The organism is Cryobacterium soli (genome assembly GCF_003611035.1).
GTDB classification, from domain to species: Bacteria; Actinomycetota; Actinomycetes; order Actinomycetales; family Microbacteriaceae; genus Cryobacterium; species Cryobacterium soli.
In genome coordinates, this window is sequence record NZ_CP030033.1 from 477,053 (window position 1) to 493,844 (window position 16,792).

A 16,792-nucleotide genomic window follows, 5' to 3' on the forward strand; every position below is an offset into this window, starting at 1 on the left:
ATGCCGTTCAGTTGGGGGTGACGAGGGGGGCCGGGGCAGCCGGCGACTCGTCGGCGGCTGATGCTGCTGCATCCGCCGAGGTGGTGCGGCGGCCGTCGAGGCCGATGCCGCGCAGCGTCAGCAGCATGAAGAGCACCATGCTCACGACGATGCAGGAGTCGGCGATGTTGTAGATCGCCGGCATCATCCAGGGTGTGGAGATGAAGTCGACCACGTGGCCGAGGCCGAAGCTCGGCTCTCGGAACAGGCGGTCGGTGAGATTGCCGAGCACGCCGCCGAGCAGGAGCCCGAAGACCGTGGCCCATCGAAGCGAGCGGATGCGGCGGGCGAACCACACGATGAACACAACGACACCGGCCGCAATGAGTGAGAACACCCAGGTGAGGCCGGTGGCGAAGGAGAAGGCCGCGCCGGGGTTCCGGATGAAGTGCAGTTGAAGCACATCACCCAGAACCCGGGCGGTCTCGCCCTCGGTCATCGATGAGACGACGAGGGCTTTACTGATCTGATCGAACGCATACCCGCCCACGGCCACGAGGGCCAGGACGAGAAGGGCGCGGTAACTGACCTTCGTGGGAGTGTTACGCGCCAAAGCCCTGGAAGCTCGCCTTCGGCGAGTTGCCCGAGTCCTTGCCGGCACCGGCGCCGACAGGCGAGGTGGAGTCGAGGTCGCGAAGCTGACCCTCGATGTAGCTCTTCAGCTTCTGGCGGTACTCGCGCTCGAAGGTGCGCAGTTCCTCGATCTTGTTCTCGAGGACCGAACGCTCCTGGTCGAGGATGTTGATCTGCGCGCGCTGCTTGGCTTCGGACTCCGCGATGACGCGGGCCGCCGTGGCGTGGCCCTCGGCGATCAGGGCGTCGCGCTTCTCGGCGCCTTCCTTGACGTGCTCCTCGTGCAGGCGGCGGGCCAGCTGCAGCAGGTTGGTCGTTCCGGCGGTCTCGTCGACCTCGGCCGCCGGGGCGGCGGCGACGGGCGCGGGAACCACAGCAGCGACCGGCTCTGCGACGGGCTCCGGGGTGTTCACGGGCTCTGCGGCCTTGGCCGGGGCTGCGCTGACGGGGGCAGCCGTCTCGCCGCCGGAGAGACGGGCCTTGAGGTCCTCGTTCTCCTGGGTCAGGCGTCGCAGCTCGACAACGACCTCGTCGAGGAAGTCGTCAACCTCGTCCTGGTCATATCCCTCACGGAACTTGGTCGACTGGAACCGCTTGTTGACTACATCTTCCGGAGTTAGCGCCATGGCTTTCCACCTCAAAACTTATTTGCGAACAGTTGTGCGAACACGTGCATAGGCGCAATCCGCACCCGGTGGGTACCGGGGCGGTTGGCCGCCATCGATCCAGAATACATGCCGGGGCCGTCGTCGGGCTCCGGGTCAGAACAGAATCGCCGTAATCCACATGCCGATGATCACGCAGAGCATCGTCAGGCTCCAGCCGAAGTCGAAGGCAATCGGGCCTACGCGCAGCGGCGGGAAGATACGGCGGAAGAAGTTGACCGGCGGATCCGTCACGGTGTACACGAACTCGATGAGGACGAGAACCACGCCGTGCGGGCGCCAGGACCGATTGACACCGCGCACCAGGTCGACGATGAACCGGCCCCACATCACGAAGAAGTAGAGCAGGAGCGCGTAGTACAGAAGCGCCCCGATCAGGGAGACTACGTTCACGTCGCGTTAGGACTGGGCGAAGAAGGAGGAATCGGCGTCCCCCTCCTCTGCGGCGTTGTCACCGGAGATGACGACGTGCGACGGCGACAGCAGGAAGACCTTGGCGGTGACGCGCTCGATCTTGCCGTACAGCCCCTGGGACAGCCCGCTGGCGAAGTCGATCAGACGGCGTGCATCCGCATCGCTCATCTGGGAGAGGTTGATGATGACCGGGATGCCCTCACGGAAGGACTCGGCGATCACCTGCGCGTCGCGGTACTGACGCGGGTGGACGGTGAGGATCTCGTTCATTTCAGACACGACAACATTCTTGGGGGTGGAGGTCTTGTGCAGGGGCGTGACCGGAGCACGGCCGGACGAGTGCGAGGCATTCGCCGTGCTGGCGTGCGACGGCGCCGCGTGCGCGGACTGGGTGGGGAGCGTGGAGACGGGAGCCTTGGCGGGCTCCTCATATTCCAGCTCTTCGTCTGCCAGACCCAGGTAGACCATGGTTTTCTTGAGCGGGTTGGACATCTCTACCTCCGTGTTGGTATTACGACGTTTTCAGATTAACCGGTGCCGGGCGATTCCCGGTGATTGCGGTGCCAATTCGCAGGTGTGTCGCGCCCTCGGCGATGGCGGCTGCGTAGTCCTGGGACATGCCCATGGACAGATATCGGGCGTCGGGGGCGATCTGGCGCATCTGCGCCCCCAACTCGCTGACCAGGGCGAACGAGCGCCGCGGTTCGGTGCCGAGCGGCGCCACCGCCATCAGCCCGAGCAGGGTGAGGCCGTCGGACTCGAGCACCCGCTCCACGAGCGGTGCGAGGTTGGCGATGGAGACCCCGCCCCGTGCGGGATCGTCGGTGAGGTTGACCTGCACGAAGCAGTCCACCGGCGCTCCCGCGTTCGAGCCGCCGGCAGCATCGACGGTACCGCCCAGCGCGGTTACCAGCGATTCCCGGTCGACCGAGTGGATGACCGACGAGTAGGCGCGCACCTGGCGCGCCTTCTTGCCCTGCAACTGTCCGACGAAATGCCACCGGATGCCAGAGCCCGCCAGGTCGGCGGCCTTGGCCTGGGCCTCCTGGTGGCGGCTCTCGCCGAAGTCCCGCACCCCGAGCGCGAGCAGCTCGCGAACCAGACTCACCGGCTGGAACTTGGTCACCACGACGGTGGTGATCTCCTCGACCGGACGGCCGGCGCTGCGGGCGGCGGCGGAGATGCCGTCGCGCACACCGGCCAGCCGCTCGTTCAGCCCGGGGTCCGTCATGACGGACCCCGGGCTAGCGAACGAGACCGCGGCATCACTTGAGGAAGTCGGGGATGTCCAGGTCGTCTGAATCGTCCTCGAAGGCCGGGTCGGCGACGGGAGTGCTCGCGGCGGCATCGGTCGACCAGACCGAACCGGCGGGCTCCTCGACGGCGGAGGTGTCGGAACCGGTGGCACCGACGGCGGCGACGCCTGCGGCAACTCCGGCGGCGACCAGATCGGAGCGGCGGACCTCGGCGACCTTGGCGCCGGGCTCACCGCCGTCGAAGCCGGCCGCGATCACGGTGACCCGCACCTCGTCGCCCAGGGTGTCGTCGATGACGGCACCGAAGATGATGTTCGCCTCGGGGTGCACGGCTTCCTGCACCAGGCGGGCGGCATCGTTGATCTCGAAGATACCGAGGTTGGAGCCACCCTGGATGGACAAGAGCACCCCGTGGGCGCCGTCGATCGACGCCTCGAGGAGCGGGGAGGCCACGGCGAGTTCCGCCGCCTTGATGGCCCGGTCGGCGCCGCGGGAGGAACCGATACCCATGAGGGCGGAACCGGCGCCCTGCATGACCGACTTGACGTCGGCGAAGTCGAGGTTGATCAGGCCCGGCGTGGTGATCAAGTCGGTGATGCCCTGCACACCGGCGAGGAGCACCTGGTCCGCGGTGGCGAAGGCCTCGAGCATGCTGATGCCGCGGTCGCTGATTTCCAGCAGCCGGTCGTTCGGCACGACGATGAGGGTGTCGACCTCGTTCTTGAGCGAGGCTACGCCGGTCTCGGCCTGGGCCTGGCGGCGCTTGCCCTCGAAGCCGAACGGCTTGGTGACCACACCGATGGTGAGGGCGCCGATGGACTTGGCGATGCGGGCGACGACGGGAGCGCCACCGGTTCCGGTTCCGCCGCCCTCGCCGGCGGTGACGAAGACCATGTCGGCTCCGGCCAGCGCCTCTTCGATTTCCTCGGCGTGGTCCTCGGCGGCTCGGCGGCCGACCTCGGGGTCCGCTCCGGCGCCGAGACCCCGGGTGAGGTCACGGCCGACGTCGAGCTTGACGTCGGCATCGCTCATCAGGAGTGCCTGGGCATCCGTATTGATGGCGATGAATTCGACCCCGCGGAGGCCGAGCTCGATCATGCGGTTGACGGCGTTGACGCCGCCTCCGCCGATTCCAACAACCTTGATGACTGCTAGGTAGTTCTGATTAGTTGACACGTCCGGCCTCCGGTGGAACCCTAAACCTCTACTCGAGGCTTAAAGTTATGCTGAGTATGCAATTCCTAAACTCGAAATTAGGGGCCAGGCGGGGCGCCTTGGGGAGGCGCGCCCGCGTGTCGCGAATACTCAGCGCGATCCCAGCAGAACCGGGGTCTCCGCGGCCGATTCGGCGGCCGATCGGACTCAGCGGACGACGGCGCTGTCGGGCGAGGAGACGTCGTACTCGGTGACGCTGCCCACCGGATGGCTCACGATGAGAGCGCTGAGCACGACGGCCTTGTACTCGGACCGTTCGGCATTGCCCCAGACCACGCGCGCTCCCCCGGCGAGGGTGAGGGTGACGTCGTCCTTGGTGGCCGCCGCGACGCTGTCGAGCTGACTGCGGATGCCCTCCGGAAGCGCCCAGACCACGGCGACGGCGGACTGGAAGCCGGCGCCGCTGGCTCCCCCGGTGGCCGTGACGACGGGATACCCCGCCGGCCGGTCTGCGCTCGACTGGATGACGACTCCGGCTGCGTCCACGAGGTCGAAGCCGGCGGCGGAGGCGATCGCTCCGACGGGTTCGCGTTCGATGACGCGCACGACGAGGGTGTCCGGTGGCCGGCTCTCCGTGACGTAGCTGCGGATCAGGGTGAACTCGCTGAGTTCCCGTTTGACCTCGGCGAGATCCACGAGCGGCAGCGGCGTGCCGAGCTGGCCGTCGAGGGCCTGAGCGATGTCGGCCGCTGGGATGCGGTTGGTGCCGGTGACCTCGATCGTGCGCAGCGCCATGAGCGGGGAGAACACTCCCACCAGCACGAACGTGACGAGGGCGGCGATGGTGCCTGCCGCGGCGATCCACAGGTTGCGGCGGCGGCGCGATCTGGAGGTGAAGCGGCGCACCTCGCTGCGTTCGTACTGTTTGCGGGCGCGCCGGGCCGCGCGGAGGCGCGCGCGGGCGCTCCGGGCGGTGAGCGGTGGTTCGAGCGCCGGCTCAGCGGGCGCGGGGGTGCGGGAGCCGGAATCGGTGCGTGCCCCCAGGCCGGACGGGCGGGCACCGTGGGAGCCGGTCAGCCGGGCCCAGGCGGACGGTGCCGTGGGCGCGCCGGAGGGACTCGGTCCGGCTGCAGGGGCGGCCTCCGTCTCGGCTACGCCCAGCGGCGGCAGCGCGATCGGCTCGGTCGTCGCGTCGGGCTCCGCGCGCTTCCGGGCCGTCGTACCGGGTACCGCCGTGCGCGGCGATGCCGCGGCGGGAGTCTTCCGGGTCGATCTCGGCTCGGGCTCCGGCGCTCCCCCGGTGCCCGACCGGGCCGCCGGGGTGATCCCTGGGGGACGTTTCATGCGCGCACGATCCGTGCGGGCATGATCAGCGCGCCCCGGCCGCGGTGTCGGCGCTGAGCGACGCGAGCAGTTGGGGAACGATGCGGTAGACGTCACCGCAGCCGAGGGTCACGACGAAGTCGCCTTCCCTGGCGATGGTGCCCAGGTAGTCGGCGGCGTCCTGCCACTCGGGGATGAAGGCGACGTGAGACGGGTCCTGGAAGCGTTCGGAGACGAGGGCGCCGGTGACGCCGGGCTCCGGGTCCTCTCGGGCGCCGTAGACGGCCAGCACGATGGTCTCGTCCGCGTACTTCTCCAGAGTGTCGGCGAACTCCTGCGCGAACAGCCGCGTGCGGCTGTACAGGTGCGGCTGGTGCACGGCGATGATGCGCCCAGTGCCCACCACGGTCCGGGCGGCCGCCAGTGCCGCGGCGACCTCGGTCGGGTGGTGCGCGTAGTCGTCGTAGACGCTCACACCGCGTACGGTGCCGTGCAGCTCGAAGCGGCGCTCCGTTCCACCGAAGGCCGCAATGGCCTCCAGCGATGCGGCCGGCTCGAAGCCGAGGCCGACGAGCACAGCGAAGGCACCGGCGGCGTTGATCGCATTGTGGCGGCCGGGGATGCGCAGGGTGGCTGAGTAGTCGGTGCCCGCCCAGGTCACCGTGAAGCCCACCGGCCCGTTGGTGTCGATCGAGTGCACGCGAACGGTGGCGTCCTCGGCCTCGCCGAAGGTGATGACGTGCTTGCCCTCGAGGCGGCCGGTGACGTGAACGGCACCCGGGTCGTCGGAGGAGACCACCACGAGCTCGCCGGCGTTCTGGGCGAACTGCACGAACGCCGCCTCGAACGCCTCGAGCGAGCCGTAATGGTCGAGGTGGTCGGGGTCCACGTTCGTGATGAGCGCGATCCCGGTGTTGTAGAGCAGGAAGGACCCGTCGGATTCGTCGGCCTCGACGACGAAGAGGTCGTCGGATCCGCTGCCCGCACTCACGCCGAGGGATTCGATGACGCCGCCGTTGACGAAGCTGGGGTCCTGGCCGAGCCCGAGCAGCCCGGTGACGATCATTCCGGTCGACGTCGTCTTGCCGTGCGCGCCGGCCACGGAGACGAGCCGGTGCGAGCGGATCAGCCAGGCGAGAGCCTGCGAGCGGTGCAGCACGGGCAGGCCCCGTTCGAGCGCGAGCACGTACTCCGGGTTGTCCTGCCAGAGGGCCCCGGTGACCACGAGGCTGTCGGCATCGCCCACATTGGCGGCGTCGTGTCCGATCGCGATGGTCGCGCCCAAGGCGCGGAGGGCCTGGATGTTGTCGGAGTCGCGCACGTCGGAGCCGGTCACGGTGTGCCCGGCGGCCAGGAACAGGCGGGCGATGCCGCTCATCCCGGAGCCGCCGATGCCCACGAAGTGCACGGTTCCGAGGTCTGCGGGAACGATGAGGGTGAGGTCTGGCTTGATCACGTGACGGTCTTTCTGGCTGGCGGAGCTGGGGAGACGCAGGTCTGGTTCCACGTTACGCGGCGCTCGACGTGAGGTCGAACGCGGTCTCGCTGTCGCTGTGCTCGTGCGGAGTGGTGCGGAGGTGCGGGGATGGGCGGTAGGTGCCGGTCAGCGGGGCTTCGGCCGTCGGGCCGCCTGATCGATGAGTTCCACCGTGCGCCGGGTGCCGTCGAGCACGCCGACGGAGCGTGCGGCGACACTCATCTCCTGGATGGTCCCCGGCTTGTGCAGCAGGGGCAGCAGGGTCGATTCGATCCAGGAGGGCAGGAATCGGGCGTCGTCGATGAGGATGCCTCCTCCAGCTGCCACGACGTCGGCCGCGTTGAAGCGCTGTTCGCCGTTGCCGACCGGGTACGGCACGTACGCGGCGGGAATCCCGAGGGCGCTCAGTTCGCTCACGGTGGCGGCTCCGGCCCGGGACACCGCGAAGTCGGCGACCGACAAGGCGAGGTCCATGCGGTCGCAGTAGGCGATCATCCGGTAGCCGTCCAGGCCGGGATCGGTGACCTCCGCCTGGGTTCCGGTGATGTGCAGCACCTGCCAGCCTGCTGCAATGAGCGCAGGGGCAGCGTCGACGACGGTGCGGTTGATGCGGCGTGCGCCGAGCGACCCGCCCGTCACGAGCAGTGTGGGCAGGTCGGCGGCCAGGCCGAAGAAGGCCAGGCCCTCCGGGCGGGACGCGGCACGGTCGAGGACCTCGATCTCGCGCCGGAGCGGCATGCCGACGACCCGGGCGTGCCGGAGCCGGGTCCCGGCGAAGGCGACGCCCACGGAGTGGGTGAAGGCCGAGCCGAGCCGGTTGGCCAGGCCGGGCTTGGCGTTGGCCTCGTGGATGGCGATGGGGATTCCGGCGCGCCGGGCGGCAAGGTAGGCCGGTGTGGCCACATAGCCGCCGAAGCCCACCACGACGTCCACCTGGCGGCGGCGCAGGGTGGCGGCCACCTCGTTGATGGCCCGGTTGAACCGGGGCAGGAAACGCACGGCGGCGCGGTTGGGCCGGCGCGGGAACGGGAGGCGGGGCACGATGAGAAGTTCGTAGCCGCGCTCGGGGACCAGGCGGGACTCCAGTCCCTCGCTCGTTCCGAGCACCAGCACAGTGGCGTCGGGGTCGCGCGCGCGGAGCGCATCCGCGACGGCGAGCAACGGATTCACGTGACCGGCGGTTCCGCCGCCGGCGAGCAGATAGGTGGTCATCGAACCGTTCCTCGTTTCGGTGCCGTGCGCGCTGGGCCGGCGGACGCCACAGGGGCCGCGCCCGGGCGGGCCAGGGCATCCTGTTGCAGGTTGTGGTCGCTGCGTGCGAAGGAGAGCACGACGCCGATGGCGGCGAGCGTCGTGAGCAGCGCAGTGCCACCCGCTGAGATCAACGGCAGCGGCACCCCGAGCACGGGGAGCACCCCGAGCACGACGCCGATGTTCACCATCGCCTGGCCGATGATCCAGACCATGACGGCCGCTGTGGTCACCCTGATCTGCAGGTTGGTGGTGCTGTGCATGATGCGGATGAAGGCGAACGCGAGCAGGATGAACATCAAGAGCACCACGATGGCGCCGATGAGGCCGAGTTCCTCTCCGATGATGGCGAAGATGTAGTCGTTGTCCGCGGCGGGCAGCCAGGACCACTTGGCCTTGGAGTTGCCCAGCCCGACCCCGAACACTCCCCCGTTGGCCAGCGCCCAGGTGCCGTGCAGCGGTTGCCAGCAGGCCGCAGAGATGGTGCCGTTGAGTTCGTGGCAGGTGTCGACGGCGAAGCTGAGGATGCGGGTCATCCGGTTCTCGCTCGTGACGGCCAGCAGACCGCCGACGAGGATTCCGACCCCCAACGGGGCGGCGAGCATCCGCAGCCGCACCCCGGCGAAGAACAGCGCGCCGAAGAGGATGCCCGCCATGATGATCACGGTTCCGAGGTCACCACCGATCATGACGAGCATGATCGACCCGCCACCGACGCCGAAGACGGGGATGTACACGTGCCGCCAGTCGTCGAGCTTGTCCTTCTTCTGCGCCAGGAGCACGCCCAACCAGATCACCAGGGCCACCTTGATGGCCTCAGAGGGCTGGAACTGCACGCTCCCGATCGCGAGCCAGTTGGTGTTGCCGGCCACGGTGATGCCCAGCGGGGTGAAGACCACGAGGCACTGGAAGAAGCAGGAGACCAGCAGGGCCGGCCAGGCGACCCGTTGCCAGAAGCGCACGGGCAGCCGGCTGATCACGAGCATGAGCGGGATGCCGAGGACGGCGAAGATGCCCTGCCGGAAGAGGCCGCCGTAGAAACCGGCATCCTCGAGGTAGGAGTCGACCGACGAGGAGGAGAGCACCATGACCAGGCCGAAGAGCACCAGGAACAGCGTGGTACCCAGCAAAAGCAGGTAGTTGGTGGATTCGGCCCGGAAGACCCGGCCCAGATTGACGCGGGTCAGAGAGCTGCGTACCTGTCCGAGCGGCGCGGGGGTGTTACCGCCAGCCTCAGGCACCCGGGTACGAGGACGAGTCTTCATGCGACCCACCTCCCAAATAATCGTGAACGGCCTGGGCGAATTTCGCCCCGCGTTCCGCGTAGCTCGCGAACTGGTCCATGGACGCCGCTGCCGGAGCCAGCAGGACGACGTCTCCGGCCTCGGCCAGCGAGCCGGCCAGCCCGACCGCTGACGGCATGACCTCACCAGTGTCATCTGAGTCGATCTCGAATACCCGCAGGGCGGGGGCGTGTCGCCGGAATGCCGCGAGGACTTCGTCCCGTTCGACCCCGATGATCACGGCGCCGCGCAACCGGCCGACGTGCCGGGCCACCAGATCACCGATGTCGACACCCTTGAGCAGCCCGCCGACCAGCCAGACGACGGAGTCGAAGGCGGCGAGGGAGGCATCGGCGGCGTGCGGGTTGGTCGCCTTGGAGTCGTCGATCCAGCTGATGCCGTTCTGCACGGCGACCACCTCGATGCGGTGCGCGTCGAGCCTGAAGGTCTCCAGGGCGGCGCGGATGGCCGCGGGGGCGACATCGAAGGATCGCGCGAGCGCTGCGGCGGCGAGGATGTTGGCGACCACGTGCGGTGCGGCCAGGCCGGCCGCGGCGAGGTCGGTCACGGTGGTGAGCTCGATGGCGCTGTCGAACCGGTCCTCGAGGAACGCCCGGTCGCAGACGATGCCGTCGACGATTCCCAGGTCGCTGGGGCCGGGCACGCCCAGCCCGAAACCGATGGCCCGGGCACCGTCCCCCACCTCGGCGTCTTCGACCATGCGCATGGTGGCACGGTCGGCCTTGTTGTACACGCACGCCACCGTGGTGTTGGCGTAGACCTTGGCCTTCGCGTCCCGGTAGGCGTCGGCCGAGCCGTGCCAGTCCAGGTGGTCGTCGGCGACGTTGAGACAGACGCTGGACCAGGGCACCAGCGCGCCTGGGCCGGTGAGGGGCAGGTGGTGCAGCTGGTAGCTGGACAGCTCGACGACGAGCACGTCCCAGCCCTGCGGGTCTCGCACGGCGTCCAGCACGGGCACGCCGATGTTGCCGCAGGGAGCCACCCTATGGCCGGCTGCCGCGAGCATGGTCGCAGCAAGCTGCACCGTGGTGGTCTTGCCGTTGGTGCCCGTGACGAGGATCCACGGCGCGGGCGCGCCGACCTTGTCGCGCAGCCGCCAGGCCAGTTCGATGTCGCCCCAGACCGGGATCGACTCCGAGCGGGCCCAGAGCAGCACGGGGTGGTCGGGGTGGAACCCCGGCGACACGATGATGAGCTCTGGGGCGTGTGCCGCGAGGGCTGCCGGCACGGAGTCCAGGTCGGCGGTCAGCAACGGGATGCCGAGGACCTCGAGCAGGCGGGCCCGGTCGTCCGGGGCGGTGCCGGCCACGACGAGCACGTCCGCGCCGAGCTCGCCGAGGGTGTCGGCCGCGGCGAAACCGGTCATGCCCAGGCCCAGGACGGCCACGCGCAGGCCGGTCCACTCGGAGTGCCAGCTCGTCAGACGCTCCAGGCGCTCGTCGGACGGGGTATCCGCGGAAAGGGCTACCACAATCGCGCCAGCCATTCGAGGTAGAAGGTGCCGACGCCCGCGGCGACGAGCAACCCGCCGATGATCCAGAAGCGCACCACCACCGTGACCTCGGCCCAGCCCTTGAGCTCGAAGTGGTGATGGATCGGGCTCATCAGGAAGATCCGTTTGCCCCGGGTGACCTTGAAGTACGCGCGCTGGACGATCACCGAGCCGGCTTCGATGACGAAGAGGCCGCCGATGAGGACCAGGAGCAGTTCGGTGCGGCTGAGGATGGCCAGCGCGGCCAGGGCGCCGCCCAGCCCGAGCGAGCCGGTGTCGCCGAGGAAGATCTTGGCCGGGCTGGTGTTCCACCACAGGAAGCCGATCAGTCCGCCGACGATCGCCGCGGCCACGATGGCGAGGTCGAAGGAGTCGGGTCCGGGGTAGCACTTGTACATGTCGGCGATGTCCGACCCGCCGGGGTTGCAGGACTGGTTCGACTGCCAGAAGCCGATGATGATGTAGGACCCGATCGCGAAGACCAGCGAGCCCGTGGCGAGCCCGTCGAGGCCGTCGGTGACATTGACGCCGTTGGAGGTCGCCGCCACGATCAGGCAGATCCAGACGATGAACGCGGCGATCCCGATGAAGGTGCCGAGCTTCATGAAGTCCAGCGGCAGGTCCCGGATGAACGAGATGTGGGTGGAGGCCGGCGTCTCGCCGTTCTTGTCGGGGAACTGCAGCGCCATCCAGCCGAAGGCGCCGGCGACGACGACCTGTCCGGCGATCTTCTGCCAGCCGCCCAGGCCCAGGCTGCGCTGGTTGCGGGTCTTCAGGTAGTCGTCGAGGAAGCCGACCAGTCCGAGGCCGACCATCATGAACAGCACGAGCAGCGGGGATGCCGTCAGCGGCCGGTTTTCGATCCACATGGCGAGGAAGTAGCTGACCAGGACGCCGACGATGATGATGATGCCGCCCATGGTGGCGGTACCGCGTTTGGCGTGGTGGCTCTTGGGTCCGTCATCGCGGATGAACTGGCCCCAGCCGAGCTTGTGGAAGAGCCGGATGAACAGCGGGGTCAGGAGCAGCGTGAAGACGAGGGACATCGCTCCAGCCAGCAGGAGGGCTACCACGAGTACAACTTTCCCAGTCGGTCGCCGAGGAAACGGAGTCCGGCTGAATTCGATGATTTGACGAGCACGGTGTCGCCGGGCTTCACGGTGTCGCTCAGCAGGGCGAAGGCCTCGTCGGCGTTGTCGACATAGGCCGACTCGCCGTCCCAGGAGCCTTCGTTGATGGTGCTGATGTGCATGCGCCGGGCGGCGGGTCCGACCACGACGAGTTGGGAGATGTTGAGGCGCACGGCGAGCAGGCCGATCCGGTCGTGCTCGTCGCCGGCCAGTTCGCCCAGTTCGCTCATCTCGCCGAGGACGGCGATGCTGCGCCCGTCGGGCTTGCGGATCTGGGCGAGTGTCTTGAGGGCTGCCGTCATGGAGTCGGGGCTGGCGTTGTAGGCGTCGTTGATCACGGTGATGTCATCCCGTCCGCCCATGACCTCCATGCGCCACCGTTCGGCGACGGTGACGGATTCGAGCGCCGTGACGATGTCGTCGATGGGCACGCCGAGGACGTCGGCGACCGCGGCCGCGGCCAGGGCGTTCATCACGTGGTGTTCGCCGAGGACCCGGAAGGAGACCGGCCGGCTCGCACCATCGGGGAGGTGCAGCGTGAAACGTGTGCCGGTGCGGGTGCCGTGGATGTCGGAGGCGCGCACCGCGGCGCCAGCGCCCTCGCCGAACCAGACGACGCGCGCGGTCGTCAGAGCGGCCATCCCGGCCACCCTGTCGTCGTCCACGTTGAGCACGGCCACATCGCCAGGGAGCAGGTCGGTGACCATCTCCGACTTGGTGCGCACGGTGGCGTCGATACCGCCGAACCCGCCCGCGTGGGCGAGGCCGACCTTGAGCACGACGCCAATATCGGGCCGGGCCATCCGCACCAGGCGCCGGATCTCGCCTTCGGCGCTCGCGCCCATCTCGGCGACGAGGAATTCGGTCTGCTCGGTGACCTCGAGCATCGTCAACGGGGCGCCGACCTCGTTGTTGAAGGAGGCGCGTGCCGCCACAGTGGGGCCGACCTGCTCGAGGACGGCCCTGAGCAGGTTCTTGGTGGTGGTCTTGCCGTTGGATCCGGTGATGCCGATGACCCGGAGGGGTCCGGTGGCGCGCACGCGAGCGATGACGGCGGTGGCCAGGTCGCCGAGGGCGGTCACGGCGTCCGGCACGAGCACCTGGGCGACGGGAAGGTCGAGCAGCCGCTCGACGATGATGAGGACGGCGCCGTTGGCGACGGCGGCCGGCGCGAAGAGGTGACCGTCGGTCTCCTCCCCCGGCTTGGCGACGAAGATGTCGCCGGAGGCCACCTCACGGGAGTCGGTGTGCACCGCGCCGCTCACCAGGGAGTCGGCGGTCAGCACGTCGGAGGCGCCGGGCGCCGCGAGGTGAAGCTCGCCGGTCATGGCCGCCGTGATCTCGGTCAGGCTCAGGGCGATCATCTACAACCACCCGGCTTCCTGCAGGGCCAGGCGGGCGTCGTCCCGGGCGGAATAGGGCAGTTTCACACCTGCCACCTCCTGATAGTTCTCGTGGCCGGGGCCGGCGTAGAGCACGACATCGCCCTCTCCGGCCAGCGACAGGGCACGACGGAACGCCGTCGCGGGGTCGGGGACCTCGTAGAGTTCACCGTCAGGGACCGCGGCGCGGGCCGCCTCGAGGAGGGTGGCCCGGATGCTCGCCGCGTCTTCGAAACGCGGGTGGAAGTTGGTGATGACGACGGCGTCGGCGCCGCGGGCGGCGATGGCGCCCATGTCGGCGCGCTTGGTCTTGTCCCGGTCGCCGTCGGCGCCGAACACCATGATGATGCGGCCGGTGGTCGAGGCCCGGATCGCGGCCAGGGTGTTGAGGAAGGCGTCGGGGCTGTGCCCGTAGTCGATGTAGACGAGTGGCCCGCGGTCCCCGGAGATCAGTTCGGCCCGCCCGGGAATGTACGCGGTGATGCCACCGTCGCGCTCCAGGGCGTGCTCGATGGCCGCGAGGTCGAAACCGGACTCCACGAGCATCACGATGGCCAGGGCCGCGTTGGCGGCCATATACCAGCCGAGCAGCGGCACCTGGGTGCGCAGGCGCCGGCCGTCCGGTCCCTCGAGCGTGAACTCGGTGGAACGTGCGCCCGTCGCGACGACGTGCATGTGCCAGTCGGCCTCGAGATCCGAGGTGTCCATGGTGCCGATGTGGGGGTGGTTGGCCAGTGTGGTGACCGGGATGCGGCTCTCTGCGGCGATCCGCCGGCCCCACTCCGAGTCGACCGTGACGACCCCGCGGCGGGACCGGTCGGGCTGGAAGAGCTCGAGTTTGGCCTGGAAGTACTCTTCCATGTCGGAGTAGTCGTCCAGGTGGTCGTGTGAGAGGTTGGTGAACCCGGTGAGGTCGAAGACCAGGCCGTCGACCCGGTGCCGGCTGACCGCTTGCGCCGAGACCTCGACGCCCACGGCGCGAACCTCGGCCTCGCGCATCCGCGCCAGGAGTGCGTGCAGTTCGCTGGCCTCCGGGGTGGTCAGCGAGCTCGTGACGGCGACATCGCCGATCCGGCGTTCGGCGGTGGAGGTGAGTCCGGCCACGACGCCCAGCTGGTTGAGGATGGCGAAGAGAAGGTAGACGACGCTGGTCTTGCCGTTGGTGCCGGTGACGGCGAACAGCGTCGCCGGGTTGTCGGCGGTGCGGTGAATCCAGGCCGAGACCGCCCCGAGGGCCAAGCGCACGTCGGTCGTGACGAGGACGGGGAGCCCGCAGTCGGCGGCCAGCAGCGCACCGGCTTCGTCGGTGAGGACAGCCACCGCGCCGGCCTCGCGGGCGGTGGCGGCGAAGGAGGCCCCGTGGATGAGGCGCCCGGGCATGCCCACGTAGAGGTCGCCGGGCTGTACGGTGCGGGAACTCAGGCTCACGCCGGTCAGCTCCCGGGTACCCGCGTCGCCGCGGAGGTCAAGGTTGAATTCATCGACTAGTCCCGACAACGACCGCGGGACCGGATGCTGAGGACGGAGAGCCGAGGGTGCCAAATCGGTCACGAGGCTCACTTTCTTACCAGGTACCGGAGAGATCAGGCGCGGCGGCGCCCGAGGGAACTGCCCGGTACTTCTTCAGCACCTGACTCATGACTTCCTGGAAGACCGGAGCGGATGCTGCTGAAGAGTTCATGTTAACAGGATCGGCCAGACTCACCGAAACGACGTACTGCGGATCGTCGGCCGGGGCGAAGCCCGACACCGACACGAGATAGCCCTTGGTGTAGCCGCCCTTGCCGTCGGGCATCTGGGCGGTTCCGGTCTTGGCGGCCACCCGGTAGCCGGGGATCTTCCACTTCTCGGCGAGCCATCCCTGCTGGTAGACCATTTCGAGCATGTCGGCTGTCTCGCGGGCCGCCGTGGGCGACACGACCTGGGTGCCCTCGGCGGAGGGAACCTCGGTCATGGTGCCGTCTGCGGCCTTGCAACCGGACACCAGCTGCACGGGCATGCGCACCCCGTTGTTGGCGATGGTCTGGTAGATGCTCGACACCTGCAGGGCCGTGGTGGTCAGGCCCTGGCCGAACATGGTCGCGTAGGAGGTCTGGTTGTCCCAGTTCTCCGCGGCGTGCAGGATGCCGGAGTCCTCAGCGGGGAAGCCGCTCTCGGTGACGCTGCCGACGCCGAACTTGGTCATGTAGTCGTAGCGCTGCTGGTCGTTGAGGAGCTCGCCGAACTTGGACATGCCCGTGTTGGACGACTCGATCAGCACGCCCGTGAGGGTCAGCCGCAGGTCACCGTGACCGGAGCTGTCGTTGATGTTGGCGCCGTTGGCCGGCAGGTAGCGGAACGGGGCGACGATCTGGGAGTTCGGGTCGGCGAGGCCGGCGTCGATGACGGATGCCGCGGTGAGGGCCTTGAAGGTGGAGCCGGGCTCGTAGGAGGCGCTGAAGGCGCGGGAGCCGCGGTCGTCCGGGTTGGTCGTGGCGCTCACATTGTTGGGGTCGACGGCGGGATAGTCGGCGACGGCGACGAGCTTGCCGGTCTTGACCTCCTGCACGACGACGTTGCCCCAGGCGGCGCCGGTGGCCTGGGCCTGCTTGGCGAGCACCTGCTGCACGAACCACTGCAGGTCGGAGTCGATGGTGGTGACGACGTCGCTGCCGTCCACGGCGGCCTTCGTGGTGACCGTGCTTTCGGGCAGGCGCACGCCGTCGGCGCCGCGCTCGTAGGTCTCGATGCCGTTGTTGCTGGCCAGGCAGGAGTCCTGCCCCAGCTCGAGGCCCGCCTGGGCCTCCCCCTCGCCGGAGACGAAGCCGACGAGGTTGCCGGCGACGGCGCCGTTGGGGTAGACCCGGCTGGGGTTCTGGTACAGATACAGCCACGGGATGTCGAGGGCGTCGAGGGCACGAAAGGCATCCACGTCGACCTGTTTGGTGATGTATGCGAAATCGGACTTGGGGTTCTCGGTCAGTGAGTCCGTGACGATGCCCTGCACGGCCTCGGCGGTCTGGCCTGTGATGGCCCCGATCTCGGCCGCGGCCTGGGCGACCGGCACCGAGACATCCTTGCCGTTGACGGTCCGGGTGAACGTGCTGGTGTTCTTGGGCGACACGACGACGTCGTAACGCATGACAGTTCCGGCCAGCACCACCCCGTTGGCGTCGAGGATCTCGCCGCGAGAGCCGTAGACCGTCTTCTCCACAGAGCGGTTACCGAGGGAGTCGGCGCTGAGAGAGTCGGCGCGCACCACCTGGATATCCACGAGGCGTACCACGAAGAGTCCGATGATCGCGACAAGGACGACAATGGTCGCCGCCACTCTGCGCTTGCTGGACATGCT

The 16,792-nt window shown here is 68.7% G+C and carries 15 protein-coding genes; all 15 read right to left on the minus strand.

The features are described from left to right. Nucleotides 1-7: 7 nt before the first annotated feature. The 15 genes from lspA to DOE79_RS02320 all read right to left on the minus strand — a co-directional run bounded on the left by lspA (nucleotide 8) and on the right by DOE79_RS02320 (nucleotide 16,789). Nucleotides 8-592, minus strand: coding sequence for a signal peptidase II (gene lspA / locus DOE79_RS02250; RefSeq protein WP_120337096.1), 585 nt, complete (start codon nucleotides 590-592; stop codon nucleotides 8-10). Next, nucleotides 582-1,238 carry a DivIVA domain-containing protein gene (locus DOE79_RS02255; protein WP_120337097.1) on the minus strand — a complete coding sequence of 219 codons (657 nt, stop codon included), beginning with the start codon at nucleotides 1,236-1,238 and terminating at the stop codon, nucleotides 582-584. The genes lspA and DOE79_RS02255 overlap by 11 nt, the downstream gene beginning before the upstream one ends. 135 nt (nucleotides 1,239-1,373) lie before the next feature. Then, a complete protein-coding gene (locus tag DOE79_RS02260) occupies nucleotides 1,374-1,670 on the minus strand; it encodes a YggT family protein (protein ID WP_120337098.1) in 297 nt (98 codons plus the stop codon). 6 nt (nucleotides 1,671-1,676) lie between these two features. After that, nucleotides 1,677-2,183, minus strand: a complete 507-nt coding sequence (locus tag DOE79_RS02265) for a cell division protein SepF (RefSeq protein WP_120337099.1) — start codon at nucleotides 2,181-2,183, stop codon at nucleotides 1,677-1,679. A 19-nt stretch (nucleotides 2,184-2,202) separates the two neighbouring features. After that, a complete protein-coding gene (locus DOE79_RS02270; RefSeq protein WP_120337100.1) occupies nucleotides 2,203-2,922 on the minus strand; it encodes a YggS family pyridoxal phosphate-dependent enzyme in 720 nt (239 codons plus the stop codon). 34 nt (nucleotides 2,923-2,956) lie between these two features. Further along, on the minus strand, nucleotides 2,957-4,123 hold the full coding sequence (gene ftsZ, locus DOE79_RS02275; protein WP_120337101.1) for a cell division protein FtsZ: 1,167 nt from the start codon (nucleotides 4,121-4,123) through the stop codon (nucleotides 2,957-2,959). A 186-nt stretch (nucleotides 4,124-4,309) separates the two neighbouring features. Beyond that, a complete protein-coding gene (locus tag DOE79_RS02280) occupies nucleotides 4,310-5,446 on the minus strand; it encodes a cell division protein FtsQ/DivIB (RefSeq protein ID WP_120337102.1) in 1,137 nt (378 codons plus the stop codon). Between the two features lie 25 nt (nucleotides 5,447-5,471). Beyond that, complete coding sequence (murC, locus tag DOE79_RS02285; protein ID WP_120340102.1) at nucleotides 5,472-6,881, minus strand: UDP-N-acetylmuramate--L-alanine ligase; 1,410 nt, start codon at nucleotides 6,879-6,881, stop codon at nucleotides 5,472-5,474. A 147-nt stretch (nucleotides 6,882-7,028) separates the two neighbouring features. Next, nucleotides 7,029-8,114, minus strand: coding sequence for a UDP-N-acetylglucosamine--N-acetylmuramyl-(pentapeptide) pyrophosphoryl-undecaprenol N-acetylglucosamine transferase (locus DOE79_RS02290; RefSeq protein WP_120337103.1), 1,086 nt, complete (start codon nucleotides 8,112-8,114; stop codon nucleotides 7,029-7,031). Continuing rightward, a complete protein-coding gene (gene ftsW, locus DOE79_RS02295; protein WP_120337104.1) occupies nucleotides 8,111-9,418 on the minus strand; it encodes a putative lipid II flippase FtsW in 1,308 nt (435 codons plus the stop codon). Before ftsW ends, DOE79_RS02290 begins: the two co-directional genes overlap by 4 nt. Beyond that, nucleotides 9,387-10,943, minus strand: coding sequence for a UDP-N-acetylmuramoyl-L-alanine--D-glutamate ligase (murD, locus tag DOE79_RS02300; RefSeq protein ID WP_120337105.1), 1,557 nt, complete (start codon nucleotides 10,941-10,943; stop codon nucleotides 9,387-9,389). The genes ftsW and murD overlap by 32 nt, the downstream gene beginning before the upstream one ends. After that, on the minus strand, nucleotides 10,922-12,022 hold the full coding sequence (gene mraY / locus DOE79_RS02305) for a phospho-N-acetylmuramoyl-pentapeptide-transferase (RefSeq protein ID WP_120337106.1): 1,101 nt from the start codon (nucleotides 12,020-12,022) through the stop codon (nucleotides 10,922-10,924). Before mraY ends, murD begins: the two co-directional genes overlap by 22 nt. Further along, nucleotides 12,016-13,443 (minus strand): UDP-N-acetylmuramoyl-tripeptide--D-alanyl-D-alanine ligase, encoded by a 1,428-nt coding sequence (locus tag DOE79_RS02310; protein WP_120337107.1) that lies wholly within the window; start codon nucleotides 13,441-13,443, stop codon nucleotides 12,016-12,018. The genes mraY and DOE79_RS02310 overlap by 7 nt, the downstream gene beginning before the upstream one ends. Then, nucleotides 13,444-15,012, minus strand: coding sequence for a Mur ligase family protein (locus DOE79_RS02315; RefSeq protein ID WP_120340103.1), 1,569 nt, complete (start codon nucleotides 15,010-15,012; stop codon nucleotides 13,444-13,446). Between the two features lie 13 nt (nucleotides 15,013-15,025). Then, nucleotides 15,026-16,789, minus strand: coding sequence for a peptidoglycan D,D-transpeptidase FtsI family protein (locus DOE79_RS02320; protein ID WP_120337108.1), 1,764 nt, complete (start codon nucleotides 16,787-16,789; stop codon nucleotides 15,026-15,028). Between the last annotated feature and the right edge of the window lie 3 nt (nucleotides 16,790-16,792).

What these genes read in the sequence shown, in the direction of transcription:
- DOE79_RS02320 (WP_120337108.1), bottom strand. Translation starts at nt 16,789, where the DNA reads ATGTCCAGCAAGCGCAGAGTGGCGGCGACCATTGTCGTCCTTGTCGCG.
- DOE79_RS02310 (WP_120337107.1), bottom strand. Translation starts at nt 13,443, where the DNA reads ATGATCGCCCTGAGCCTGACCGAGATCACGGCGGCCATGACCGGCGAG.
- murD (WP_120337105.1), bottom strand. Translation starts at nt 10,943, where the DNA reads ATGGCTGGCGCGATTGTGGTAGCCCTTTCCGCGGATACCCCGTCCGAC.
- ftsW (WP_120337104.1), bottom strand. Translation starts at nt 9,418, where the DNA reads ATGAAGACTCGTCCTCGTACCCGGGTGCCTGAGGCTGGCGGTAACACC.
- DOE79_RS02270 (WP_120337100.1), bottom strand. Translation starts at nt 2,922, where the DNA reads ATGACGGACCCCGGGCTGAACGAGCGGCTGGCCGGTGTGCGCGACGGC.
- DOE79_RS02265 (WP_120337099.1), bottom strand. Translation starts at nt 2,183, where the DNA reads ATGTCCAACCCGCTCAAGAAAACCATGGTCTACCTGGGTCTGGCAGAC.
- DOE79_RS02290 (WP_120337103.1), bottom strand. Translation starts at nt 8,114, where the DNA reads ATGACCACCTATCTGCTCGCCGGCGGCGGAACCGCCGGTCACGTGAAT.
- DOE79_RS02280 (WP_120337102.1), bottom strand. Translation starts at nt 5,446, where the DNA reads ATGAAACGTCCCCCAGGGATCACCCCGGCGGCCCGGTCGGGCACCGGG.
- DOE79_RS02255 (WP_120337097.1), bottom strand. Translation starts at nt 1,238, where the DNA reads ATGGCGCTAACTCCGGAAGATGTAGTCAACAAGCGGTTCCAGTCGACC.